Source organism: Rhabdochromatium marinum, from assembly GCF_016583795.1.
Lineage (GTDB): Bacteria > Pseudomonadota > Gammaproteobacteria > Chromatiales > Chromatiaceae > Rhabdochromatium > Rhabdochromatium marinum.
This window is the reverse complement of sequence record NZ_NRRS01000027.1, coordinates 18,296-42,206: the sequence shown is the minus strand read 5'-3', so window position 1 is coordinate 42,206 and position 23,911 is coordinate 18,296. Positions and strand designations below refer to the sequence as shown.

Genomic DNA, 23,911 nt, shown 5'->3' with positions numbered 1-23,911 from the left:
ACCACGCCCCATGACCGCACCCATTGAACTTGAGCTTCCAAGCAGTGCCGCCGGCCGGCGCCTTGATCAGGTGCTCGCCGAGCTTTTGCCCGACTTCTCGCGCGGGCGGCTGCAACATTGGCTGGACACCGGCGCCTTGCAGGTCGATGGTGAGTGTCGGCGCCGGCGTGACAAGGTGCGGGGTGGCGAGCAGGTGCGCCTGCAACTTGACCCCGCAGACACGGGGCACAACACAGCCGCTGCGCAGCCGATTGACTTCCCGATTATTTTTGAGGATGAGCAGCTACTGGTGCTCGATAAACCCGCCGGATTGGTGGTGCATCCCGGCGCTGGCAATGCCGATGGCACCCTGCTGAACGCCCTGCTGCACTGGCGCCCGGCCTTGGCCGCTGTGCCGCGCGGTGGGATTGTGCATCGGCTTGACAAAGACACCAGCGGACTCATGGTGGTGGCCAAAACCCTACCCGCGCATCATTCACTGGTCGCCCAGTTGCAATCGCGCCGCGTGCATCGTGAGTATCGCGCTCTGGTACGCGGCGATCTCATCAGCGGCGGCACTGTCGATCAGCCGATCGGCCGACATCCCCAGGTGCGCACCAAGATGGCCGTGACTCCGGCAGGCCGCGCGGCGGTCAGTCACTACCGGGTGCTGCGGCGGTTTGGCTTTTGTACACTACTTGGCGTTCGCCTGGAAACCGGTCGCACGCATCAGATTCGGGTTCACATGACGCATCTCCACCATCCGCTCATCGGCGATCCCGTCTATGGGCACGCGCGCCAACCCTTGCCGAAGGAGGCGCTGGCGGCGGAAGCCCTGCGCCGCTTTCCGCGTCAAGCCTTGCATGCGACTGGTCTGGCACTCGATCACCCGGTCAGTGGCCAGCCGCTGGCCTGGGAGATCCCCGTGGCACCGGACTTGGCAGCCTTGCTGACGCAACTTGAAGCGGCGGCGGCCGAGGTGCAGGCGTGAGTGAGCTGTTTCTGAAGGACACCCTGGAGCTGATCCACCCGGACTGGTCGGTCTCCCCGCGCGTGCGCGCCGCCACGACCACCCGCCATGGCGGCCTGAGTGACGGCCCCTTTGCTAGTTTGAATCTGGCCACCCATGTGGGGGATGATCCCCAGCGAGTCGCAGCCAACCGCCAGCGCCTCAGCCAGACACTTCACCTGCCCAGTGAGCCACTATGGCTTGAACAGGTGCATGGCACGCAGGTATTTGAGTGTGGTCAGGCGCCGGTCGCCGGCATCCCCTGCGCAGACGCCAGCCTGACTCGCACCAGCGGGCGCGTCTGCGCAGTATTAACCGCCGACTGTATGCCGATATTGCTGGCGGAGCGCGAAGGTCGCGCAGTAGCCGCCGTGCATGCCGGCTGGCGCGGCCTGGTCGCCGGCGTTATCGAACAAACGCTGGCGCAAATGGATGAGCCACCGGAGCGAATCGCCGCCTGGCTGGGCCCGGCGATTGGCCCGCAGGCCTTTGAAGTGGGAGCAGAGGTGCGCGCGGCCTGTCTGGCGGCCGATGCCGGTGCCGCCGACGCCTTCGTACCTTCACCCGCCGGGCGCTGGCTGGCGGATCTTTATGCCCTCGCGCGCCGCCGCTTGCAGCAGGCCGGCGTTTGTGACCTAAGCGGCGGCGACTCCTGTACCTATAGCGACGCGCAACGGTTTTTTTCCTACCGTCGTGACGGACGCACCGGGCGGATGCTCAGCTGCATTTGGCTGGAAGCTCAATGACGCCAATTTCTGCACTTCAGTCGCGCACGAAGACCAACAGCCGCTTGGGCCCATGCACGCCAAGCGTCAATGTCTGCTCAATATCGGCCGACTTCGATGGGCCGGTGACCATGAGCCAGTTAGTGGGCAGTTGAGGTCTGTCGGTGCGCTGGCAATAGCCTGACATCCAGTGCTCCAGCGTCGGGACAATGTGGCGGCGCTCCAGTAGGACGCAATGCACCTCGGGGATCAGCGACAGGCTGCGAGGCTCGGCGGCAGTGGGCCACAGGATCAGCGAGCCGGTTTCGGCGATGCCGGCGAGGGCGCTGGTCAAACCAGCATTGCGCCCGGCGAACAGCGCCTCACGGCAGGATTCCCGCGTTTGATCAAACGGGGTGAGTTCGGCGACCGTGGTGGCACCTTGCGTGGTCAGCGGCCAGCCACTGTGCAGTTCGGTAGCCAATGGCCCAGCAGCGCCATACCACAGCCGTTGCAGGCCCGCAGCGCTGAGTTCCGCCGCTATCCGCGCCGGCCAGTCGGCGCTAACGGGATACACCTCACCATGAACGGCCGCAAGGGCGGCGCAGAACTGGCCCAACAATTCGTCACTGTCAGCCATCATTGGATCGCCTGGCAGTGTGTGGCGCGGGTCGCCGCCGGTTGGCGTGCTGCGCAGTCGCGCGAGAATGGCTGTACGTGCATTAGTCATCGGCGAAGCCCTCCTGTTCGGCCAAGTCAGCCAGGGTCTGGCGGGCCAGGCGCGGGGGTTCGCGGCTGCGTGTCCAGGGACTCGGCAGCCAGCGCAGTGCCACATTCAACGCCGGTGCCAGACCAGCCAGGGCGCGGGTGAAGCGACGCGCCTGGAGCGGTCGCGCCTGAAGGCGGCTCCACAGCGACCAAAGTCCAGGTCGGGCCTGCCGGGCTCGCTGGTCACGACGCACGCGGCGGATGAGTTGCGGCAAGGGGATTCGCACCGGACAGACCTCGGCGCAGGCGCCGCACAGGCTGGAGGCCTCCGCCAGCTCGCCCTGCAACTGCAACCCCTGCAAGCGCGGTTCAAGCACTGCGCCCAGCGGACCGGGATAAACGGTACCATAGCCATGTCCACCAACACGGGTATAGACCGGGCAGTGATTCATGCAGGCACCGCAGCGGATGCAGCGCAGAATGGCACGCTGCTCGGGATCTGCCTGCATGCGTGCGCGACCGTGGTCGAGCAAAATCAGATGGACCTCGTGTGGGCCGTCACGCTCGGATGTGCGGCGCGGACCGCTGATCAGATTTACATAGGTGGTCGCCGGCTGGCCAGTGGCGCTGCGGGTGAGCAAACGCAGCAGGGGCGGCAGTTGATCGAGCCGGGCGATGACTTTCTCAATGCCGGTGATGGCAATATGCACCTCGGGCAGCGTGGTACACAATCGGCCATTGCCTTCGTTCTCAATCAGGCACAGACTGCCGGTTTCGGCAACCAGGAAATTCACTCCGGTTACCCCCACGCGCATACGCGCAAAGCGATCACGCAACAGCCCTCGCGCCAGCGCCGTGAGATCCGCGATGTCCTCACCAATCTCCAGCTCGGGGAAATGCGTCCGAAACCGTGCGGCGACTTCCTGGCGGCTCAGATGCACCGCCGGGGCGACAATATGCGCGGGTGCTTCGCCGGCGAGCTGAATAATCCATTCGCCAAGATCGGTTTCCAGCGCCTCAATGCCGGCAGCAGCCAGGGCTGCGTTCAGGCCGATTTCCTCCGACACCATGGACTTGCCCTTCAGCACCGCATCGGCTCCAGCGGCTCGGACAATGTCCAGTACCTGAGCGTTGGCCTCGGCCGGGGTCTCCGCCCAATGCACCTGAATGCCATTGGCGGTGCAGTTGGCTTCGAGTTCCCGCAGCAGAGTCGGCAAGTGATCAAGCGCCTGATCGCGAATGGCCTGTCCCTGATCGCGCAGCGCCTCCAGCGTTTGCGCATCGGGAAAGGCGGCGCGGCGCTTGTCCACCAGGCCATTCATGGCACGGGCAATGTTGCGCCGCACCGGCTGTCGCGCCAATGCGGTACGCAGACGCTGCTGTAACGAAGACGGCCTTGACCAAGGCGGCTGAAAACGGCGTTGGACGGGCTTCATTGCGGGGCTCCCAAAGTGTCGCGCGGCGGTAGGCCGTCCTGGACGGCTGCGGACGCAACCCGTTGCCACAGAAACTCGGCAATATGCTGTACTTGGAGTCCAGTTTGGACCTCAAATTGGCGCCCAGCCTGCTGACGGCGCCAATAGCCATCCAGGCTGGTCAGGCAGCCGAGATCCTGGCTGAGCACAACGACGGCGCCGGTTGCGCGCAGTGCTTCAGCCTTATCGGCCGTCATGGCCGCCGAGATCTCCGGTTGCTTGAGTGCGAAAGTGCCGCCAAAGCCGCAGCATTCGTGCGCCCGCTCGGGTTCGATCACGGTGACTCCGGCCAGCGCCTCAAGCAGGGCATGGGCCTCCTGGGTCACGCCCAGCTCGCGGCGCGCTGCACAGGAATGATGCAGGGCTACGGTCACCGGCGGCCCATGATCCGTCCAGGCGGGGGCCAGAACGCGCTGCAGATACGCGCAGAAATCGACCACTCGCCCGGCCAGTTGCTCGGCACGCGCCTGCTCCGGGTGGCCTGCAAACAGCAGCGGGTACTGGTGACGGAACATCCCGGCGCAGGAAGCCGAGGGGACAACCACGGGCTCCGTTCCCGCCAGGGCATCGAGCTGCGCACGCGCCACCTGACGCGCCTGCGCATCAAAACCCGCGTTATAGGCGGGCTGCCCGCAGCAGCTCTGCGCGCGCGGGAAGCGCACCTGGGCACCCGCCAGCTTGAGCAGGCGCATCGCGGCCAAGCCGGCCTGGGGCGCCAGGCTGTTGATCAAACAGGTACCGAAAAAAATGACGCTGGGCGGGGATTCTGGCATTGGGGGTTCCGTAATCCAAGCGGCGAGGTGCTGTTGAGAGGGGTAGAATGGACCTTTAACTGGTCTGCGGCCATCCTAACAGCATGAAAAATGCTCGACATCAGGGTGGCTCGAATCATTAAGGGACGCGATCACTATGCAACAGCTTCAGGGCACCACTATTTTATCGGTTCGCCGCAACGGGCAGGTCGTGATCGGCGGCGATGGCCAGGTTTCGCTCGGACAGATGGTGATGAAAGGCAATGCGCGCAAAGTGCGGCGCCTCTATAAAGAGCGGGTGCTGGCCGGCTTTGCCGGCGCCACAGCCGATGCTTTCACGCTGTTTGAGCGTTTCGAGGGCAAACTGGAAAAACACCAGGGTCATTTGACCCGCTCGGCGGTGGAGTTGGCCAAAGACTGGCGCACCGATCGCATGCTGCGCCGGCTGGAGGCCATGCTGTGCGTGGCCGACACCAAAGCTTCGCTGATTATTTCCGGCACTGGCGATGTCATCGAACCCGAGCAGGATCTGATGGCCATCGGCTCGGGCGGCGCCTTTGCCCAGTCAGCCGCGCGCGCGCTGCTGGAGAATACCGAACTGAGCGCGCGGGACATTGTCGAGCGTGCCTTGTCCATCGCCGCCGACATCTGCATCTATACCAATCATAATCTGGTGCTTGAAGAACTCGGCGGTGCCGAGGACTGACCAACCACCAGGAATTTATCACCCCGCCGATCCATTCTTAAGCGCACTCGCACTATGTCCGACATTACTCCGCAACGCATCGTCGATGAGCTCGACAAACACATCATCGGCCAGCAACAGGCCAAACGCGCGGTGGCCATTGCGCTGCGCAACCGCTGGCGCCGCGCCCAGATCGCCGAGCCAATGCGCTCGGAAATCACGCCCAAAAATATCCTCATGATCGGCCCCACCGGGGTGGGCAAGACCGAGATCGCACGCCGTCTGGCCAAACTCGCTAATGCACCCTTCCTTAAGGTGGAAGCGACCAAGTTTACTGAAGTCGGCTATGTTGGCCGCGATGTTGAATCCATCGTGCGCGACCTTGCGGATATCGCGATTAAAATGGAGCGCGAACAGGAAATGGAGCGCAACCGCGAACACGCCGAGGTCGCCGCTGAGGAGCGCATCCTGGATGCTCTGCTGCCACCGCCCTCGGATTTTGATCAGGAAAGCCGCAGCAAGGGAAGCGGCTCGGCCACCCGCGAGAAGTTTCGCGCCAAGCTGCGCGCCGGAGAGCTGGATGATCGGGAGATCGAGGTGCAGGTCAGCCTCTCGCCCATGGGCGTGGAGATTGTTGCACCACCGGGCATGGAAGAAATGACCAACCAGTTGCAAGGGTTGTTCCAGAATCTCGGCTCCAATCGCACCAATCGCCGCAAACTGCGCATCTGCGAGGCGCGCAAGGTACTGCTGGATGAAGAAGCCGCCAAGCTGGTCAATGAAGATGAAATGAAGCTGCGTGCGGTGCAGAACGCCGAGCAAAACGGCATTGTGTTTCTGGATGAAATCGACAAGGTGACCAAGCGCGCGGAAACCCAAGGGGGCGGCGATGTCTCACGCGAGGGCGTGCAACGCGACCTGCTGCCGCTGGTGGAAGGCTCTACAGTGTCCACCAAATACGGCATGGTGCGCACCGACCATATCCTGTTTATTGCCTCGGGTGCCTTCCATCTGGCGCGTCCGTCCGATCTGATCCCGGAGCTGCAGGGCCGGCTGCCGATTCGGGTCGAGCTTCAGGCCCTGACGACTGATGACTTCATCCGCATTCTAACCGAACCCAACGAGTCGCTGACCGATCAGTACCGCGCTCTGCTGGGAACCGAGGGCGTGACTCTGGAATACACCGAGGACGGCATCCGCCGCATCGCGGAGATCGCCTGGCAGGTCAATGAGCGCTCCGAGAACATCGGCGCGCGCCGCCTGGCGACCGTGATGGAGCGGCTGCTGGAGGACGTGTCCTTCAATGCTTCCGAACTGGATCGCGTCAGCATTGAAGTCAACGCCGCCTATGTGGAGCAGAACCTGGGTGAACTGGCTGCCGATGAGGACTTGTCGCAGTACATTCTGTGATCGGCGTTACTCGTTGTGCTGATGCACGGCATAGCCTTCGCGATGGCACAGAGCATCGCGTTCGGCTTCCTTGAGATCCTCGCGCATCATTTCCGCCACTAACTGCTCGAAGCTGATTTCCGGCTCCCAGCCGAGTTTTTCCTTTGCCTTGCGGGGATCGCCCAACAGGGTTTCGACCTCAGTGGGACGGAAATAGCGCGGATCGACTTCGATCAGGCAGGCGCCGCTGCTCTGGTCATAGCCTTTCTCATCGACTCCCTGGCCTTCCCAGCGCAGCTGGATGCCAATCTCGCGTGCGGCGATCTCGACAAATTCGCGCACTGAATATTGCTGCCCGGTGGCGATGACGAAATCCTCCGGTGCCTGCTGCTGCAACATCATCCATTGCATGCGTACATAGTCACGCGCATGGCCCCAGTCGCGTTTCGCATCCATGTTGCCCAGGTAAATCCGTTCCTGCAGGCCGAGCTTAATGCGCGCCAGCCCGCGGGTGATTTTGCGGGTGACAAAGGTTTCGCCGCGGATGGGGCTTTCATGGTTGAACAGGATGCCATTGCAGGCATAGATGCCATAGGCTTCGCGATAGTTGACCGTAATCCAATAGGCGTAGAGCTTGGCCACCGCATAGGGTGAACGTGGATAGAAGGGCGTGGTTTCGCGCTGTGGAACTTCCTGCACCTGGCCGTAGAGTTCGGAGGTGGAGGCCTGATAGAAGCGGGTTTTTTTCTCCAGCCCGAGGATGCGAATGGCTTCTAACAAGCGCAGGGCGCCAAGACCGTCGGAATCGGCGGTGTATTCGGGTTCCTCAAAAGAGACGGCAACGTGGCTCTGCGCGGCCAGATTGTAGATTTCATCCGGCTGCACCTGCTGCATGATGCGAATCAGACTGGAGCTGTCGGTCATGTCGCCATGGTGCAGCACAAAGCGCCGATCAGACTGATGCGGATCCTGATACAGATGGTCGATGCGATCAGTATTGAACAGCGAAGTGCGTCGCTTGATACCGTGAACGATATAGCCTTTCTCCAGCAAAAGTTCCGCCAGATAGGCGCCGTCCTGGCCGGTGATGCCGGTAATGAGTGCTATTTTCATAAAGTGTTATTGAATGCTATGTCATAGAAAAGTGCCGATCATCGTGCAGATCGGCCTGTATCGAGAGCCAGCCGATTGATTCGCCGAAGCTCCCAGGGCAATGCGTGTTAGCGGCTTTATTCAAGGTAAGCGGCTCGTGCCGCAATCTGACCGGCTAAACTGGTAACGAAGGTTTTAAGACCGGTCGTTGGCGATAGCTCCTCGTAGTTACCGCTATCAACAGCCGTGCGCGCCGCAGCAAGCACCACAGCCGCCGTGTATAGCTGTTCTCGAACCAGTCGCTGGCATAACAGATCATAGCGTTTAAGGTATGATGCACCTTTGAACGCATTAAAAACGGGAAAGTGCGGCGACGAGTCACGAACAGGGCGGCGAGATTCCGGCGCATCCTCAACCATCATCAGCCAGCCGACAAAAGGACGAGCCTGTTGACCAAAAGCTCCTTCGCGGAAAGCTGTCCAGAGATCATGGGCCGTCCCGATCGCTTCCTCGGTTCGATTGTTGAAATTGTTACCGAATGATGGACCGACATGGCTTTTCAGCTCTATAGCGACGATCAATTCTCCCTTGTAGATCACCAAGAGATCCCACAGCTTGGTTGGACGAAAATAACCGGGCAGAGTTAGCATCGCCCTGTTTTGATGAATCTCGGCATGGGCCAGCCCGTTGGCTTTGATGATATCGAGCATCAAAGCGACAAAACCGTTCATGTTCTTTCCTGCTGTGACACTCGCGCGTTCCCCTTGATCCGCCTTGCCCGATTCAATCTGCCTGTGCCTGGCTATGTCGCGGTTGCCCCAAAACGTCTTCACAGCCTCCTGCGCCTTCTGTTCATAATTGACGAGCTCGAGTGCCATCTATTCTCCATCGCCCCCAAGCATTAACTGCTCATCACAGCTTAGATCGTAAAGCTTGAAAGCCGCTTGGTTACAGGCTTGTATGTCTCGCGTGATACCTGCATTGGCCAACTCGCAACGCAGAGGCTCAGACACATCCTGCCAACGCGGAAGGCGCAGGCGGCGCAGATACTGCGCTTGAAAGCGCAGGAAGCCACCGCGCATTTTCGTAGAATAGGTTGCCACGAACAAGCGCGTAACAGCGGACAGCAACACAGCCTGCAAGGCTCGCAGATCCCAGTGATCCGAGGTGACGTAATAGAGGTTGTGGTGGGGATAGAGTTTGCCCGTTTCAAAGACGATATGCGCCTCACCTTTGATGTCCGGAATCAGGAGCTTTGATCGCGCGGCCAGCGCCGGTGTAATGCGGTCAATGGTGCGATACCAGTTGGCCGGAGCTTTGCGCGCGCAATGACGTCCAGCAATCAGCTTCCGTCGAGCCTCGAGGTAGCCGCGCAAGCGCGGATAGGCATCAAGATCGACGAGTCCACCCGTTTCGGCAAAGGGATTAATGACCCCTTGGCCGCGCCATTTGACCTCACCGGACAGGATATCTTTGGTGGTCACTAGCGGCAGCTTCCGGTCTGGCTCGACATTAAGCGTTTCGAAGTCGCCAATAAATGCCTGGTCCGCACCGGTTGCAACACCGATCCCAACCTTGCAACCGGTCTCTTCCAGCAAGGGAAAGTCTTTTTCCAAGCGGCGAATGAGGGCCATCTGATCGGATGACTCAAGCAGCCAGGGTTCGGCGCCATTGGTGACTTGGGCCACCTCACAAACCAAGTGACTTTCTTTCGGTAGATGCTTAGCCCGAAGCAAGGTTGCAAGAGTTGTTAATGTTTCCTGCTCAATCGCTGGGCGACGGGCGATACGCGTCACGCCCGACCCTTCGCGGCTGATAATAATGATCGCCGGATAAGCAATGACCTCGGAGTGAAAAGCCGGCGTATCCACCATATCGACATAGATGTTTAAGTGAAAACGCTGGGCGACAAGATTCCGCAGCGGCCCGCCATAACGGTTCTTCATCCAACGGTCTGCACAGATAAACCCCAAACGGCCAGCCTCTGACAAAACCGAAAGTGACCTCTCAATAAAGGGGATATAAAGATCCGATCTGTCATAAATGGTCTGATAACGACTGCGATACTCAGCCAACAACAGATCCGGAATCAATTCCTGGCGGACATAGGGCGGATTGCCCGCCACGAAATCAAATGCTCCTCCCAGCGGTTCAAGCAGGAAATCTCCTTGTGACAGCCATCGGCCAGCCAATGTCGTTGCGGTCTTCCTCGCCATTCCCTCACGCTCAAGCAAAGCAATCACGGCCGCCTGCGTGTCGTGGAAGCTGTCATGCCGCAGTTCGATTGCATGGATGGCATTGCCGAGGTCATCAAGTGCGGAACCGCCTGGTCTGGCGGCACGCCATGCGCTCAACAATCGCTCGATGATGGGCAGCAGGAAATCACCGCCTCCAAAAGATGGCTCCAAAAGCCGCCGTTTATGGAGCGGTTGGTCCTTGGTGTAACCAATCAAGTCCAGGATAAAATGAACGACTTCAGGGCGTGTGAAGACAGCACCCAAAAAATCCGCTGTGGTGCTTGATGCCAATTGGTTGATGGCCGCCTGGACATTCCGGGGGATAAAGGCAGCGCTTGGCAGTTCAAGTGTCAATTGCATCGCTTGCAAAGGGCTGCCTCTGTTTCCATGCGTGGTGTTTCATGCGTAACATGGTTTTCCTCTCTGGGCGTTAATCCCTGAGCTGATGTTGGTTATCGAGAAACCATTGATACGTTTGTGTCAATCCCGCTTCGAGCGTAATGCGGGCGTGCCAGCCGAGACGGTTCAGGCGGCTGACATCTAGCAGCTTACGCGGGGGGCCATCGGGTTGGCTGGCATCGAAGCGAATCCGTCCCGGGTAACCAGTGACCTGTTTGACCAGCGCCGCCAGATCGCGGATGGGCAGATCCTCACCGCTGCCGACGTTTACATGCGAGCACATGGGGTCAGTCAGGGCCGCATATTGCTCGAAGGGGAGCTCCATCAGATACACGCAGGCGGCAGCCATGTCATCGACATGCAGAAATTCGCGCCGTGCCGCGCCGCTGCCCCAGACCTCGACCTCGGGTGCCTGATCAAGCTTGGCCTGATGAAACTTGCGCAGTAGTGCCGGAATCACATGGCTCTCGCGCAAATTGAAGTTGTCGCCGGGGCCGTACAGGTTGGTCGGCATGGCGCTGCGAAAGTCGGTTTCATACTGGCGGTTGTAGGATTCGCACAGCTTGATGCCGGCGATCTTGGCCACCGCATAGGGCTCGTTGGTGGGTTCCAGCGGTCCCGTCAACAGGGCGCTCTCCAGCATGGGTTGTGGAGCCATGCGCGGGTAGATGCAGGAGCTGCCGAGGAACAACAGCCGCTCGACCCCGTGGCGCCAGGCGGCGTGGATGATGTTGGCCTCTACCATCAAGTTCTGATAGATGAACTCCGCCGGTTGATGGTTATTGGCCCAGATGCCGCCGACTTTGGCCGCCGCCAGATAGACCTGCTGCGGACGCTGAGTGGCAAAAAAAGCCTCCACCGCAGCGGTGTCGAGCAGATCGAGTTCAGTGCGGCTGCGGGTGAGCAGGTCCGCTGCCTCGTGGCGACTGGCCAAGTGCCGCAGGATGGCCGAGCCCACCATGCCGCGATGCCCAGCAATAAAAATCTTCATTCGCGCCATACCAGGGTGTAGAGGTCATGCCGCCGGTCTTTGAGGTTCTGTACCGTGCCAGAGTAGCGCGCCTCGCGCAGATCGGCCAGCCGCAGATCGGCGAAGGCCACGGTCTCGACATTGGGTGTGGTGTCGGCGGCGACACCATCACGTGCGAAGGGAAAATCGCACGGGGTGAGGATACAACTCTGGGCGTATTGTATATCCATGTTGGCGACATTGGGCAGATTGCCGCAGTTGCCGGACATAACTACATAGCACTGGTTCTCAACCGCGCGCGCCTGACAGCAGTAGCGCACGCGCAGATAGGACTGGCGCTCGTCGGTGCAGAAGGGAACAAAAATGATGTTGGCGCCCTGATCGGCGAGATGCCGGGCCAGCTCGGGGAATTCGGCATCGTAGCAGATGAGCACGCCGATGGGGCCGCAGTCGGTATTGATGGTGGAGACTTCATGGCCACCTTCGATGTTCCACCAGTAAACTTCGTTTGGGGTGGGGTGAATCTTGGCCTGCTCGTAGACCTCGCCGCCGCGCAGGCAGACGTAGCAGATATTCTCAACCCGGCCATTGGGCATCTTGGTCGGGTGCGAGCCGCCAATGATGTTGATGTTGTAGCGCACCGCCAGATCGCGCAGCGCGGTCTTGATCGGGTCGGTCCAGCGCGTCAGAGCGTCAATCGCCTCCGAGGGCGAGAGTTCCTGATCTTCCATCGACAGCAGTTGCAGGGAGAACAATTCCGGAAAGACGCAGAAATCGGAACGGTAATCGGCGGTGACATCGACGAAATAGCGCAGTAGCTCGATAAATTCCTCGAAGGATTTCACCCGCCGCTGCTGATACTGCACGGTCGCCACCCGCACAGTGTCGGTCAGCCGACCGCCGAACGGCTTGGCACGAGCCTCTTCCTTTTCGTCCGGCGCCTGAGGGTTGCGCCACAGCAGATGCACGCCATAGCCAAGCGACTGGCGGTCCTCGTTCCAGTAGTCCGGCAGCAAGCCAATGACATCGAAGTCATTGCGCAGCTGAAAGGTCAGCACCGGGTCTTTTTCGCGGCCCTGCTGTATGGCTTCGATATAGGCCTCAGGACTGTCGTAGCGTTCCATGGCCGCCGCCAGGGTGGGCAGGCGACCGCCGTAAATGATGCCGCGCAGCGCCCAAGCCTGCACCAGCTTTTTGCGCTCATCATAGAGGCGCTGGCCGATGCGCAGGCCGCGAAAGTCCGGATCCACGCAGACTTCCATCCCGTAGAGATAGTCGCCACCCGGATCATGGCGCCCGGCATAGCCGCCGCCGGTGATCCAGTTCCAGCTGTGCGGCTTGAGCGCGATCTCGCCGCTGATCAGAAAGCTGGAGCAGAAGCCGATCAGCGCACCCTCGTATTCAGCGATGAACTGCCCCTCGGGGAATTTATTGATCTGACCGCGCAGCATGCTGGCGCTGTAGCTGCTGACGCCACTGCCGGCATAGGCGCGGCTGAACAGCTTGCGGATGTTGGGGATGTCGGCGGGTCCGGGGTTGCGGACCACAACCTGAGCGGCGGTGTCTGGCGAGTCTGTCATAGCATGCGGGTTGATAAAGCTGAATGCGAACGGCAAAGAACAGTGGCAGTCTTGCAGGCTGCGAACCTCTATCTTGACAGTTTTTCACGGACCTTTCCCGCATGCATCATCAAACTTCCTCCAGTGCTCCTCCTGATCGGCCCGGCACGCGCAATCTGCATGCGCTGTTGCAGCTGCTGACCTTTGCCAAGCCTTATGGCAAACAGCTCGGTGGCGCCCTGCTGGCGCTGCTGGTCGCGGCCGGCTCAGTGCTGACCTTCGGGCAGGTGATTCGCACCGTGGTCGATTCTGGGCTGAGTACCGGCTCGCTGGCGGCGCTGAATCAGGCGTTGGTGTTTTTTCTTGCGGTGGTGGTGTTGACCGCCGCCGCCATTGTCGCACGCAGCTATCTGCTCAACTGGATCGGCGAGCGGGTGGTGGCGGATATTCGCCAGGCCGTGTTTGAGCGTGTGCTGCATCTGGATATCGGCTATTTCGAGAGTGTGCGCGCCGGCGAGGTGATCAGCCGTTTGACCAGCGATACCGCGCTCTTGCAGGTGGTGGTGGGCTCGACGCTAGCCATGGCGCTGCGCACCTCGCTGCTGGTGATCGGCGGGGTGCTGATGCTCGCCATTACCAGCCCGGCGCTGACTGGCCTGGTGCTGCTTGGCGTGCCCCTGGTGATCGGCCCCAGCTGGCTGCTGGGCTCGCGAGTGCGCAAACTCTCGCGCGCCAGCCAGGATCGGGTTGCCGACATCGGTGCCTATGTCGATGAGGCGGTGCATGGCATTCGCACCGTGCAGGCGTTCAATCATCAGCCGATCGACAGCCGCCGCTATGCCGATCAGGTCGAGCACGCCTTTCAAGTGGCCATGCAACGCTCGATGAGCAGCGCGCTGCTGTCGGGCATTGCCACCCTGCTGACCTTTGGTGCCATTGGTGCTGTGCTCTGGGTCGGCGGTCGCCAGGTGCTGGCGGGTCAGCTCAGTGGCGGCGATCTGTCGGCCTTTCTGTTCTACGCCGTGCTGGTGGCCGGCTCGGTCGGCTCGCTGAGCGACCTGATCGGGCAGTTGCTGCGCGGCGCCGGCGCCAGCGAGCGACTGATGGAATTGCTCCGCCTGGAACCGGCGGTCACCTGCCCAGCGCAGCCGCAACCACTGACGCAACCCGTGCGGGGTGCGGTGACCTTCGAGGCGATTAGCTTCAGCTATCCGAGTCGCCCCGATACGCCAGCGGCGGATGGCTTGAGCTTGGTGCTTGAACCCGGCGAGCGGGTGGCGCTGGTCGGTCCCTCGGGGGCGGGAAAATCGACTCTGTTTGCGCTCTTGCTGCGCTTTTACGATCCGCAGTCGGGGGTGATTCGCTTTGATGGCGTGGATCTGCGGGCGCTCGATCCGGTTGCGTTGCGCAGCCAGATCGCGCTGGTGCCGCAGGATCCGGTGATTTTTGGCGCCAGCGCCTGGGAAAATATCCGCTATGGACTCGATTCGGCCAGCGATGCTGACGTGCGCCAGGCCGCTGTGGCCGCCCATGCCGACGGGTTCCTGGAGCGCCTGCCGCAGGGCTTTGACACCTATCTGGGCGAGCGCGGGGTGCGGCTGTCCGGCGGTGAGCGCCAGCGCATCGCCATTGCTCGCACCATTTTGCGCAATCCGGCGCTGCTGCTGCTGGATGAGGCCACCAGTGCGCTTGATGCCGAGAGCGAGCGTCTGGTACAGGATGCGCTGGAGCATCTGATGCGCGGGCGCACCAGTATGGTCATCGCCCATCGGCTGGCCACCGTGCGTAATGCTGATCGCATTCTGGTGCTGGATCAGGGGCGCATTGTCGCCAGCGGCACGCATGACAGCCTGCTGCGCGAGGCCGGGCTCTATGCGCGCCTGGCGTCTTTGCAGTTTCAGGATGGCGCCGCACCCCAACCCCAGCAAGCGCGCACCCGGCGATGATTTTTCTATTGACAGCCTGGTGCGACTCACGTCGAATGCCGAAACATGCGTGCTCCTGTCCCTTCCCGATTGAGTTTCGAGGCTGCCCATGTCTGCTGCCCATCCCGTCCGGTCTTTGCGCTGGTCTCAGCTTCTCATCCTCAGTAGCGCCCTGCTGCTCTGCGGCTGCCTTGATTCCAGTGCGCAGCACAGTTACGCGGTGGCCGAGAAGGGACTCTATGCGGCTGATTTGAGCCGTACCGCCGGCGCTCTGCTGGTCGCCACAATCAATCAGGGAGGCAGCCTGTGGGATACCGCCGGTGTCTCCCAGCTGTTTGACTTAAACTATCGTGATGACGAACCCAGCACGTTCGTGGCCGTCGCCCTGGCCGGAGATGGCAGCTACGCGATCACGGTGGACCCGATACCCGTCATGATGTTGTGGAATGCCCGCACTGGCCAGGCCATGCGAAGCTGGATTCTGCCCCATGAGGTCAGTTCAGTGGCGCTGGCAGATGCGGCGCGGCGCTTGCTGATCGGCACTACCAACAATGAGGCGCTGGTGTTTGATCTGCGTCGCGGCGGCATTGAACACCGGCTGCCGCATGATGACGAAATCAACGATGTGGCTATTTCCATCGACGGCCGGTTCGGACTGACAGTGGCGGATGATGATCTGGCGCGACTCTGGGATCTGTCGGCCGCCAAGGAGCTGCGGCGCTGGGAACTGGGCAATAACGGTATGACCGCAGCGCTGTCCTCCAGCGGGCGCTATGCCTTTGCCGCCGCGCAAAGCGCGCGCGCAGCCGTTTGGGATACCGGCACCGGCGAACTGGTCTTTGAGCTAAACCCTTACTACAAATGGATCGGGCGCGGGATAAGTTACAGCAGCGCGCGTTTCTCACCGGAAGAAGATGAACTCCTGACCGGTAGTGTGACCGGTCAGGTCAAACGCTGGTCGCTAGATGCCACGCCTGGCCCGGGCAAGATACTGAGCCGCTGGACCCTGGGGCGCCGCAGCTGGATCAGTCCCTCGGCGGTTAAGCTGATCGCGCTCGCTTATGCAAGCAACGGCGCATACTTCGCCGTTGGCAGCAATGGGCTGGCCTATGTGCTTGCCCAGCAGGCCAGTCAGTGAGACTCCAGCGGCTGCGGTTGCCGCAGCCACTCGTGGCGGTCTTAGATCCGGAACTGGCTCACCAACTGCTGAAGTCGGACCGCCAGCCTGGCCAGATCGCCACTGGCGCTGCTGATCTGGGAGGTCCCGGAGCAGGACTGATCGACCGCTTCGGAGATGCTGTGAATATTGCGGTTGATCTCCTCGGCCACTGCCGTTTGTTCCTCGGCGGCGCTGGCGATCTGATGATTCATATCGGTAATGCTTGAGACCGCACGGTTGATGATTTGCAGGGACTCTCCGCCTTGCTTAGCCTGCTCCACCGCATCGCTGGCGCGACTCTGGCCCTGCCCCATGGCTGCAACGGCGTTGCTGGAACCATTCTGCACCCGGGCAATCTTGTCCTGAATGTCCTGTGTCGAGACCTGAGTCCGGCTGGCCAGGGTGCGCACCTCATCGGCTACCACTGCAAAGCCGCGTCCCTGTTCACCAGCACGCGCGGCCTCAATGGCGGCATTGAGTGCGAGCAGATTGGTCTGTTCGGCAATGCCGTGAATCACATCCAGCACAGCGCCGATCTCGACACTGTCATCTGACAAGCGGGTGATGATGGCACTGGCGCTTTCGACCTCACTGGCCACCGCCTCGATGGCCTCAATGGTTTTGCCCATCACCTCAGTACCGGCATGGGTTTCCCTGTCGGTTTCCTGAGTGGAGCGAGCCGCTTCAGCAGCATGGCGGGCGACTTCTTCCACGGTGGCCGTCATCTGGTTAACGGCGGTCGCCACCTGGTCGATCTCGTCCTGCTGGCGACTGACGTGGTGCGCGGTCTCGGCGCTGGTGAGCGACAGTTCCTCAGCCGCCGCACTGAGCTGAGTGGCGGAGCCGGCAATATCGCGCACCAGTTGATGCACCTTTTCGGTGAAAACATTAAAGGCCTGGGCCAAATCGGCCAGTTCGTTGCGCCCATCGACCTTCAGTCTCAGAGTCAGATCACCGTCGCCAGCCGCGATTTCATGCATGCGATTCGCCGTAGTGCGGATGGGCGTGGAGATGTTACCCGCGATCCACCAGGCAATCGCCAGTCCCAACATCAACATGATGACGCTGATAGCGATCTGGCTGAAAAGCGCCGCGCCGAGGGCGGCCTGGGTCTTGGTGCGGTCGATGAGCAACTCGACAACGCCAATCGGCTGACCGGAATAGTCCTCAATGGCGCGGGCAAACACCAGCACCGGTTGCTTATCGACCCGGGTGCGGCGCGTGATGGTTTCACCATTCAGCGCTGCGCGCAGCTCGTCCCTGGATAACAGGGTGTCGCCGTCGATGGTGCCGGCAAAGGTCTCGAAGCCGCGGTCACCACGAATATGCAGCGCACTGGGTACGCCAAAGTTTTCGCGAAAGTGATCGAAAAACGCCTGCCCAAAGGACATGCCAAATTCCACCACACCAATGGGTTGGCGTTTGTAGAACATCGGCTGCACGCCACGAATACCAAGACCGGCCACGCCTCGCTCCAGTCCCATCACGGGTTGGCCAGTGCGATTGGCTTCGACCACGGTTCCGCGCATGCCTGACAGATCATCGCCATGTTTGGCGGGCATGTGCACGCGCAAAAAGGAAGTCGCCGGCGCGGTGAGGAATTGAAATTGGCGCACATCATTATGCTCGCGCAGATGCTTGAACACCGGCAGGGTCAGCTCCAGCAGGCGCTGGCGATCTTCCAGGGCAAAGGCGCGCTGAATCTCCGGCATTTCGGCCTGCGCGGCACTGAGCGCCAGGGCGAGCTTCCCCTGATCGTGCAAAGCGGCGCGGAAAGTTGCAAACAAATTCTGGCCGTACTGCACCTCCTGCTGTTGCGATAGATGGTCGAGCTGCATGCGTTGCAGCGGCAGCATCACGCCAACGGTGAGGATGAGAATAAAAACCGAACCGAGCAGAATGCGCCAGCTAATTTTGAGATTTTTCCACATATTAAGCTTGATCTCCGGCGCCAAAACAGGGCACAGTTGCCGGGAACTTGAATCTCTGTAAAAATTATAGCTTATTTTTCAGACTATTCAGCAGGAGTCTTTATTTTTTTTCGAGGTTATATTCAGTACCAGACCAGACGCGCTGCTGTGCACTCGAAGGCCGATCCAGGCAACCCTGATGCTGCGGTCTGGGTCGAAAATGATATTTCCGCCTGCGCAAAGTCGCGAGCTTTGCTATGGTTAAGGGAGCGGAGCCAAGGCCGCTCCCCCGACCCACCGCATGTCGCGACGGCTGCATCCCTATGCAGCCGTCTGATGACCCGCCTGTGAAGAGCTAGCTGCTAGCTGCCCGGCGCCGATTCATGCGACTTGATACTGCGGTGATTCCATACAGTTGCAACGAACTGTACTAACCGACTGAACGGAACAGTTGAGAGATCAGCCCCGGCTGATGCCATCGCTCCATGAGTGAAAGCCAAACGACCTCCTCGCGCCGCCGTTTGCGTGCGCTTAGGGCCATTCCGGACAACGACAGGACCGACGAGCAATGGGACGAGCTCAATGAGCTTGAGATCATGTTCGCACCTGTCAATCGCCTGGCACCGGTGTCTGCCGCGACGGGACGCCGCGAGGGCGAACCCGCGCGCGCACGTTCCTCCAGGTCCAGCGCCAACCGTCCGGATGGCAACCGCCAAACCAGTGCCAAGCAAAAGGCGACCCGTCAGAACGCGAACCGAGCGTCTGGCAAGCGTGCCAATGGCAATCAATCCACGGCAGCGCGTGCCAAGGATGCAGACGCCACTGCGGCGCCTGGCAGCCCGGCCCGCCGCAAGCCTCCCAGGCGACCGCGCAAGAAGCCCGGCACGACCGACTCCGGCGATGGGAGTGGGTCGGCCAGTTCGTCGCCCTGAACGGTTGCAGTGGCCTATTTGACCTTCATGCCAGGTGTGGCGCCACTATCGGGCGCCAGCAGGAAGAGTTCCTGTCCGCCTGGGCCGGCGGCCAGCACCATGCCTTCAGAGACGCCAAAGCGCATAGTGCGGGGAGCCAGATTGGCGACCATCACCGTGAGCCGTCCGGTCAGGGATTCGGGCGCGTAGGCGCTGCGAATGCCGGCCAGAACCTGCCGCTCCTCGCCACCCAGGTCGAGGCGCAGACGCAGCAGCTTATCGGCGCCTTCAACCAGGCTGGCCTCAACAATGCGGGCAATACGCAGATCCACTTGTGCAAAGCTGTCATAGTCGATGGTTGCGCCCAGCGGTGGGTCCAGGGTGGGCGCGGCAGGGTTCTGATCAGGATCAGGAGTCGTGGCGGCCGTCGGGCTGGTCAGATCCGCTTTTGAGGCTTCAAGCATGGCCTCAATCTGACTGCGCTCAATGCGCGTCATCAGCGGTTTAAACTTGGCCACTTGGTGGTTGAGCAACGGCTGGGACAGCGCTTGCCAGGTGAGCGGCTCAATGCGCAAAAAATCCTCGGCCGCCGCTGTAGTGGCCGGCAACACCGGGCGCAGCCAGCCGATCAACAGTCGAAACAGATTCAAGCCCTGCGTGCAGACGCCGTGCAGCTCCGCCTCGCGACCGGGGTCTTTCGCCATCACCCAGGGGGCCTGTTCGTCGATGTACTGATTAGCGCGGTCAGCCAGCGCCATGATTTCGCGCATGGCGCGGGCAAACTCGCGCTGGTCGTAGGCTGCGGCCAAAGTTTCCCCGGCGGCGACAAATTCAGCAAACAATTCCGGCTCCGGCAGATTCGCAGCCAGCTGACCGGCGAAGCGCTTGTGGATAAACGAAGCGGTGCGACTGGCAATGTTGACGATTTTGCCTACCAGATCCGCATTGACCTTGGCCTGAAAATCCTCCAAGCTGAGATCAATGTCATCCACGCCAGCACCCAGTTTGGCGGCGAAGTAATAGCGCAGATACTCCGGATTGAGATGTTCCAGATAGGTGCGCGCCCGGATGAAAGTGCCGCGCGACTTGGACATCTTCTGACCATCAACGGTCAGGAATCCGTGGGCAAAAATGGCGCTGGGCGTCCGGAAACCGGCCCCATGCAGCATGGCCGGCCAAAACAAAGCGTGGAAATAAATAATATCCTTGCCGATGAAGTGGTAGACCTCGGCGGTGGAATCGGCACCCCAATAGCGATCAAACTCCAGTCCGGGGGTGCGCTCACACAGATGCTGAAAACTCGCCATGTAGCCGATGGGGGCATCGAGCCAGACATAAAAGAACTTGCCCGGCGCCCCGGGAATCTCAAAACCGAAATAGGGTGCATCGCGCGAAATGTCCCATTCCTGCAGGCCGGCATTGAACCATTCATCGAGCTTGTTGGCGACCTGGGTCTGGAGTCCACCGCCGCGCGTCCAGTCGCGCAGCATGCCCTCGAAATCGGCGAGCTTGAAGAAATAGTGCTCTGAGCGGCGCATCTCGGGCACTGCACCCGAAACCGCCGAGCGCGGGTTCTTGAGTTCGGCTGGGGAGTAGCTGGCGCCGCAGGCTTCGCAATTGTCGCCATACTGATCGGCCGCACCGCACTTGGGACATTCGCCCTTGATGAAGCGGTCGGGCAGGAACATCTGCTCGCGAGGGTCATAGGCCTGCTCAATCTCGCGCTGCGCAACATGGCCCTGATCACAGTTGCGGGTATAGATCAGCTCGGCAAAGTGGCGGTTTTCGGGCGAGTGGGTGGAGTGATACTGGTCGAAGCCAATGCAAAACGCGGCGAAGTCGGCTTGATGCTCGGCGGCTACGCGCTCAATCAGTGACTCTGGGGAGATGCCTTCGGCACGCGCTCTGAGCATAATGGGGGTGCCATGAGCATCGTCAGCGCAGACGTACCAGCAGCGATGGCCGCGCATCTTCTGGAAACGCGCCCAGATGTCGGTCTGAATGTACTCGACCAGATGGCCGATATGAATGGGCCCATTGGCATAGGGCAAGGCGCTGGTAATCAGGATGTCGCGTACCTGGTTCATGATGCTCCGTGGCTGGCTTGGCTTGGCAAGTGATGGGGACGGCCCGGGCGCTGGGCGCTGTGACTGGAGCGCGGCGGCGGGCGCGGTTATAGTGCATGCATTATCGGGCAGCCGGCGCACTGGCGACAAATGCGACCCTGGTGCCCTCGCCGGGCGTTGATTACCAAGGTATATCCGCTCACCGATGGCGACGTTTAGAGCGTCCAGAGGTTATCGCGCAGTGATACAACAGAGGATGTTGTATCAGAGAAAAAGCTCAGAAAATGCAGCAGGTAAGCTCAAAAGGGATGTCTTGCAGCGTTTGTGTGGGACGATCACCGTTCTCAGCAGTCAGAAAACGGATACTGTAGCGGTTGCGGTGACCGCTGATTTCGGGAAAACAATTTAGCTTGATATCGAGCGCGACGCGGATGAGCTGGGTGGGTGCGCCTGAGTCGAGCGTTTCCTGAAAAAAGCCCTGGCGTGCCGTGGCCGAGCGGGGACTGTTGCTGGAGCGTATCAGCGATAATGTAAGATCAATCGCATGTTTGGCGGGTTCGAGTTCAGTACTCCAATGCGCGAGCCGCGCGATGCGTGCCTCGGAGGGCTGAGTCAGCAGATGATGGTAATGCGGCAAGTCGAAGCTGCACGCACCGCCGGGAATGCTGCTGCGTTGTGCAATGGCTTTCATAAAGCCATCATCACGCGCTGTGGCGCCAATCTGTCCGGTAAGCCCGAGCATACTGCGCTGTGATTGGCCAATCCGGCTCAGCACATCATCCAGCATAGCGGGATCAACACCGGGCTGATGGCGAACGCGCCCGAGCGCTGTGGCATTGCGGTCGAGTTCCTTGACAAGCTCACCCTTGATGTCGGAACGCGAGGTGATCGCGAGAATATCGAGCAGGCTTTCCAGCGCCGCTCGAGTGCTCCAGACCGATTCGTCGGCGCGAAAATGGTCGAATTTTTCGAACAGATGCTCAAGGCGCAAAAAGGTGCGAATGCGCTCGTTTAATGGGTGCTCAAATAGCGTCATGTTCGACACTGGGGGGTCCTCGGCAGTCGTCAGTGAGCCAGACCAATAGAGAAAATCTGGTAGGGGTCAGTATACTTAAGTCAAGATTAAAATTTAGGCTGGTGGATCTTTGCTTCCGCAGTCGATCCCCTGAAATGTCTACTTTACTCTTTATCCTGTAACAACTGAGCGCCTGACATCAAGCCACTCCCGTACCGGGCGAAAACTCATTCGGTGCTCGGGACAGGGACCCAGGCGTTGCAGGGCTTCCAGATGTACCCGGGTCGGATAACCCTTGTGGCGCGCAAAGCCATAACCAGGGTAACGCAGATCCAGCTCCAGCATCAGCCGATCCCGTGCCACTTTGGCAAGAATGGAGGCCGCGCTGATAGCCGGTTCGCTGGCATCGCCGCGTACAATAGCCTCAGCCGGGCAGCGCAGATCCGGCGGGCAGCGGTTGCCATCGATCAGCGCTCGATCCGGCGCCGGTGTCAGGGCATGCAATGCCGCGCGCATGGCATTCAGACTGGCTATGAGAATGTTGTCGCGATCAATTTCCGCCGCGCTCACCAGGGCAACAGCATAGCCAAGCGCTTGCGCACGAATCTGTTCATCGAGACGCTCGCGCTGGAGAGGGCTGAGTTTTTTGGAATCCGCCAAGCCCTCGGGGATGGGCTGGTGCGGGGATAGAATCACTGCGGCGGCAAACACCGGCCCGGCTAGCGGTCCGCGACCGGCTTCGTCAACACCGGCAATGCGCCAAATCTGCGATTCTTTGGCGGTCATCCTCAAAGCTCAGACGGTTGCGAGTGCGTCGAACGCTGATCGAGCAACGTCAGCAAGGCTTCGGCGGCACGCGCCGCAGCGCCCTGACGCAGTTGCTCATGCACCTGTTGATAGACGGCCTGAATGTCGCGTCTTTGCTGCTGGTCATCCAGCAGCCGTAGCAGCGCGGGAGCCAGTTCTTCCGCGCGACAGTGCGCTTGCAAGAACTCAGGGGCCAATTCGCGGCCCACCAGCAGATTGGCCATGGCGGCATAGGGCACCTTCACCAAGCGTAAACCCTTAATCAGTGCCCAGGTGAGCGGATTGACCCGATAACCGACCAGCATCGGACGTTTCAACAGCAGCGCCTCAAGCGTCGCGGTGCCAGAGGCGGTTAACACCACATCGGCAGCGGCCATGGCCTCGCGGCTGCGCCCGTCAAGCAACAGCGGTGCTGGCCGGATATCGGCTGCGAGCGATTGCAGGGTGGCCTCAAAGATTGCCCGAATACGAGGCGAAATCAGCGGCACCACAAAGCGCAGAACAGGGCGCTCGCGTTGACAGCGACACAGGGTCTCGATAAAGGGCTCCGCCAGCCGTTCGACTTCGCTCACCCGACTGCCGGGCAGCAGCGCAATCAGGGGTGCCGTGGCAGGCACGCCAATGGCTTGCCGGGCTTGCGCTTGATTGATATTCAACGGGATATCATCAGCCAGTGGATGGCCAATGTAACGCGCCGGTACCTGGTGCCGCTGCAAAAAGGCTTCCTCGAAGGGGAAGATGCTGAGCATCAGATCAACGGCACGGCGGATAGCCTTGACCCGCCCGGGTCGCCAGGCCCAGACCGTTGGACATACCAGATGAGCAGTGGGAATGCCCGCCGCGCGTATGTCCCGCTCCAGCCCCAGGTTGAAGTCCGGCGCATCAATGCCGAGAAACAGATCCGGGCGTGTCGCCAGCAGGCGCGCACGCAGCGCCCGGCGCAGACGCAACAGGCGTGGCAATTCCTTCAGCACTTCGGCGAAGCCCATCACTGAGAGCTGCTCCATCGCCAGCCAGGTTTCACAGCCCTCAGCGAGCATTCGGGGGCCAGCCACTCCGACAAAGCGCACATGCGCGCAGCGCTCACGCAGCGCCCGCACCAGCAGCGCACCGAGCTGATCGCCCGAAGCCTCATTGGCAATCACGACAATGGTGATCAT

General features: G+C 60.8%; 20 protein-coding genes. 7 read left to right on the top strand and 13 right to left on the bottom strand.

The genetic code is table 11. The features are described from left to right. Positions 1-10: 10 nt before the first annotated feature. A complete protein-coding gene (gene rluD, locus CKO36_RS09835) occupies positions 11-970 on the top strand; it encodes a 23S rRNA pseudouridine(1911/1915/1917) synthase RluD (RefSeq protein WP_200283880.1) in 960 nt (319 codons plus the stop codon). Then, the gene (pgeF, locus tag CKO36_RS09830; protein ID WP_338053450.1) at positions 967-1,734 is read left to right on the top strand and encodes a peptidoglycan editing factor PgeF; all 768 of its coding nucleotides are present in this window, start codon (positions 967-969) and stop codon (positions 1,732-1,734) included. Before rluD ends, pgeF begins: the two co-directional genes overlap by 4 nt. A 16-nt stretch (positions 1,735-1,750) precedes the next feature. Here the strand turns inward: pgeF and CKO36_RS09825 are convergent, their stop codons facing one another. The 3 genes from CKO36_RS09825 to CKO36_RS09815 are packed head-to-tail and all read right to left on the bottom strand — an operon-like array spanning position 1,751 to position 4,648. Next, entirely contained in the window at positions 1,751-2,422 is a 672-nt protein-coding gene (locus CKO36_RS09825) for a LutC/YkgG family protein (RefSeq protein WP_200283879.1), read from the bottom strand. Further along, positions 2,415-3,836 (bottom strand): lactate utilization protein B, encoded by a 1,422-nt coding sequence (locus CKO36_RS09820; protein WP_200283878.1) that lies wholly within the window; start codon positions 3,834-3,836, stop codon positions 2,415-2,417. Before CKO36_RS09820 ends, CKO36_RS09825 begins: the two co-directional genes overlap by 8 nt. Beyond that, positions 3,833-4,648 carry a (Fe-S)-binding protein gene (locus tag CKO36_RS09815; RefSeq protein ID WP_200283877.1) on the bottom strand — a complete coding sequence of 272 codons (816 nt, stop codon included), beginning with the start codon at positions 4,646-4,648 and terminating at the stop codon, positions 3,833-3,835. The genes CKO36_RS09820 and CKO36_RS09815 overlap by 4 nt, the downstream gene beginning before the upstream one ends. 136 nt (positions 4,649-4,784) lie before the next feature. Between CKO36_RS09815 and hslV the strand changes: the two genes are divergently transcribed. Together hslV and hslU are read left to right on the top strand one after the other, a co-directional pair. Beyond that, on the top strand, positions 4,785-5,333 hold the full coding sequence (gene hslV, locus CKO36_RS09810) for an ATP-dependent protease subunit HslV (protein WP_200283876.1): 549 nt from the start codon (positions 4,785-4,787) through the stop codon (positions 5,331-5,333). A gap of 54 nt (positions 5,334-5,387) precedes the next feature. Beyond that, the gene (gene hslU / locus CKO36_RS09805; protein ID WP_200283875.1) at positions 5,388-6,722 is read left to right on the top strand and encodes an ATP-dependent protease ATPase subunit HslU; all 1,335 of its coding nucleotides are present in this window, start codon (positions 5,388-5,390) and stop codon (positions 6,720-6,722) included. 6 nt (positions 6,723-6,728) lie between these two features. On the opposite strand, the gene gmd is transcribed toward hslU, so the two are convergent. The 5 genes from gmd to CKO36_RS09780 form a co-directional block, all read right to left on the bottom strand. Continuing rightward, complete coding sequence (gene gmd, locus CKO36_RS09800) at positions 6,729-7,814, bottom strand: GDP-mannose 4,6-dehydratase (RefSeq protein WP_200283874.1); 1,086 nt, start codon at positions 7,812-7,814, stop codon at positions 6,729-6,731. A gap of 116 nt (positions 7,815-7,930) precedes the next feature. Next, on the bottom strand, positions 7,931-8,671 hold the full coding sequence (locus CKO36_RS09795) for a PaeR7I family type II restriction endonuclease (protein WP_200283873.1): 741 nt from the start codon (positions 8,669-8,671) through the stop codon (positions 7,931-7,933). Further along, on the bottom strand, positions 8,672-10,390 hold the full coding sequence (locus CKO36_RS09790) for an Eco57I restriction-modification methylase domain-containing protein (RefSeq protein WP_242469508.1): 1,719 nt from the start codon (positions 10,388-10,390) through the stop codon (positions 8,672-8,674). It lies immediately after the preceding gene. 70 nt (positions 10,391-10,460) lie between these two features. After that, positions 10,461-11,420, bottom strand: coding sequence for a GDP-L-fucose synthase (fcl, locus tag CKO36_RS09785; protein ID WP_420826324.1), 960 nt, complete (start codon positions 11,418-11,420; stop codon positions 10,461-10,463). Further along, the gene (locus CKO36_RS09780) at positions 11,417-12,979 is read right to left on the bottom strand and encodes a bifunctional GNAT family N-acetyltransferase/carbon-nitrogen hydrolase family protein (RefSeq protein WP_200283870.1); all 1,563 of its coding nucleotides are present in this window, start codon (positions 12,977-12,979) and stop codon (positions 11,417-11,419) included. The genes fcl and CKO36_RS09780 overlap by 4 nt, the downstream gene beginning before the upstream one ends. A gap of 101 nt (positions 12,980-13,080) precedes the next feature. On the opposite strand from CKO36_RS09780, the gene CKO36_RS09775 reads away from it, so the two are divergent. Both CKO36_RS09775 and CKO36_RS09770 read left to right on the top strand, forming a co-directional pair. Beyond that, complete coding sequence (locus tag CKO36_RS09775; RefSeq protein ID WP_200283869.1) at positions 13,081-14,904, top strand: ABC transporter transmembrane domain-containing protein; 1,824 nt, start codon at positions 13,081-13,083, stop codon at positions 14,902-14,904. Positions 14,905-14,992: 88 nt separating this feature from the next. Then, positions 14,993-16,021 (top strand): WD40 repeat domain-containing protein, encoded by a 1,029-nt coding sequence (locus CKO36_RS09770; RefSeq protein ID WP_200283868.1) that lies wholly within the window; start codon positions 14,993-14,995, stop codon positions 16,019-16,021. Between the two features lie 41 nt (positions 16,022-16,062). Here the strand turns inward: CKO36_RS09770 and CKO36_RS09765 are convergent, their stop codons facing one another. Then, complete coding sequence (locus CKO36_RS09765; RefSeq protein WP_200283867.1) at positions 16,063-17,973, bottom strand: methyl-accepting chemotaxis protein; 1,911 nt, start codon at positions 17,971-17,973, stop codon at positions 16,063-16,065. 464 nt (positions 17,974-18,437) lie between these two features. On the opposite strand from CKO36_RS09765, the gene CKO36_RS09760 reads away from it, so the two are divergent. Next, positions 18,438-18,884: a hypothetical protein gene (locus tag CKO36_RS09760; RefSeq protein WP_200283866.1), complete on the top strand. Its 447-nt coding sequence runs from the start codon at positions 18,438-18,440 to the stop codon at positions 18,882-18,884. Positions 18,885-18,898: 14 nt separating this feature from the next. On the opposite strand, the gene metG is transcribed toward CKO36_RS09760, so the two are convergent. From metG to lpxB, 4 genes are all read right to left on the bottom strand, one after another. Further along, positions 18,899-20,950 carry a methionine--tRNA ligase gene (gene metG, locus CKO36_RS09755; RefSeq protein ID WP_200283865.1) on the bottom strand — a complete coding sequence of 684 codons (2,052 nt, stop codon included), beginning with the start codon at positions 20,948-20,950 and terminating at the stop codon, positions 18,899-18,901. 256 nt (positions 20,951-21,206) lie between these two features. Then, a complete protein-coding gene (gene zapD, locus CKO36_RS09750) occupies positions 21,207-21,965 on the bottom strand; it encodes a cell division protein ZapD (protein ID WP_200283864.1) in 759 nt (252 codons plus the stop codon). A gap of 150 nt (positions 21,966-22,115) precedes the next feature. Continuing rightward, positions 22,116-22,730 (bottom strand): ribonuclease HII, encoded by a 615-nt coding sequence (locus CKO36_RS09745; RefSeq protein ID WP_200283863.1) that lies wholly within the window; start codon positions 22,728-22,730, stop codon positions 22,116-22,118. 2 nt (positions 22,731-22,732) lie between these two features. Then, positions 22,733-23,911: a lipid-A-disaccharide synthase gene (gene lpxB, locus CKO36_RS09740; protein ID WP_200283862.1), complete on the bottom strand. Its 1,179-nt coding sequence runs from the start codon at positions 23,909-23,911 to the stop codon at positions 22,733-22,735.

Coding starts and splice junctions, on each gene's coding strand:
- rluD (WP_200283880.1), top strand. CDS start 11: ATGACCGCACCCATTGAACTTGAGCTTCCAAGCAGTGCCGCCGGCCGG.
- CKO36_RS09775 (WP_200283869.1), top strand. CDS start 13,081: ATGCATCATCAAACTTCCTCCAGTGCTCCTCCTGATCGGCCCGGCACG.
- CKO36_RS09770 (WP_200283868.1), top strand. CDS start 14,993: ATGTCTGCTGCCCATCCCGTCCGGTCTTTGCGCTGGTCTCAGCTTCTC.
- lpxB (WP_200283862.1), bottom strand. CDS start 23,911: ATGATCACCATTGTCGTGATTGCCAATGAGGCTTCGGGCGATCAGCTC.
- CKO36_RS09825 (WP_200283879.1), bottom strand. CDS start 2,422: ATGACTAATGCACGTACAGCCATTCTCGCGCGACTGCGCAGCACGCCA.
- CKO36_RS09780 (WP_200283870.1), bottom strand. CDS start 12,979: ATGACAGACTCGCCAGACACCGCCGCTCAGGTTGTGGTCCGCAACCCC.
- CKO36_RS09765 (WP_200283867.1), bottom strand. CDS start 17,973: ATGTGGAAAAATCTCAAAATTAGCTGGCGCATTCTGCTCGGTTCGGTT.
- CKO36_RS09745 (WP_200283863.1), bottom strand. CDS start 22,730: ATGACCGCCAAAGAATCGCAGATTTGGCGCATTGCCGGTGTTGACGAA.
- CKO36_RS09820 (WP_200283878.1), bottom strand. CDS start 3,836: ATGAAGCCCGTCCAACGCCGTTTTCAGCCGCCTTGGTCAAGGCCGTCT.
- fcl (WP_420826324.1), bottom strand. CDS start 11,420: ATGAAGATTTTTATTGCTGGGCATCGCGGCATGGTGGGCTCGGCCATC.
- CKO36_RS09760 (WP_200283866.1), top strand. CDS start 18,438: ATGAGTGAAAGCCAAACGACCTCCTCGCGCCGCCGTTTGCGTGCGCTT.
- gmd (WP_200283874.1), bottom strand. CDS start 7,814: ATGAAAATAGCACTCATTACCGGCATCACCGGCCAGGACGGCGCCTAT.
- CKO36_RS09795 (WP_200283873.1), bottom strand. CDS start 8,671: ATGGCACTCGAGCTCGTCAATTATGAACAGAAGGCGCAGGAGGCTGTG.
- hslU (WP_200283875.1), top strand. CDS start 5,388: ATGTCCGACATTACTCCGCAACGCATCGTCGATGAGCTCGACAAACAC.
- zapD (WP_200283864.1), bottom strand. CDS start 21,965: ATGACGCTATTTGAGCACCCATTAAACGAGCGCATTCGCACCTTTTTG.
- CKO36_RS09815 (WP_200283877.1), bottom strand. CDS start 4,648: ATGCCAGAATCCCCGCCCAGCGTCATTTTTTTCGGTACCTGTTTGATC.
- hslV (WP_200283876.1), top strand. CDS start 4,785: ATGCAACAGCTTCAGGGCACCACTATTTTATCGGTTCGCCGCAACGGG.
- metG (WP_200283865.1), bottom strand. CDS start 20,950: ATGAACCAGGTACGCGACATCCTGATTACCAGCGCCTTGCCCTATGCC.
- CKO36_RS09790 (WP_242469508.1), bottom strand. CDS start 10,390: ATGCAATTGACACTTGAACTGCCAAGCGCTGCCTTTATCCCCCGGAAT.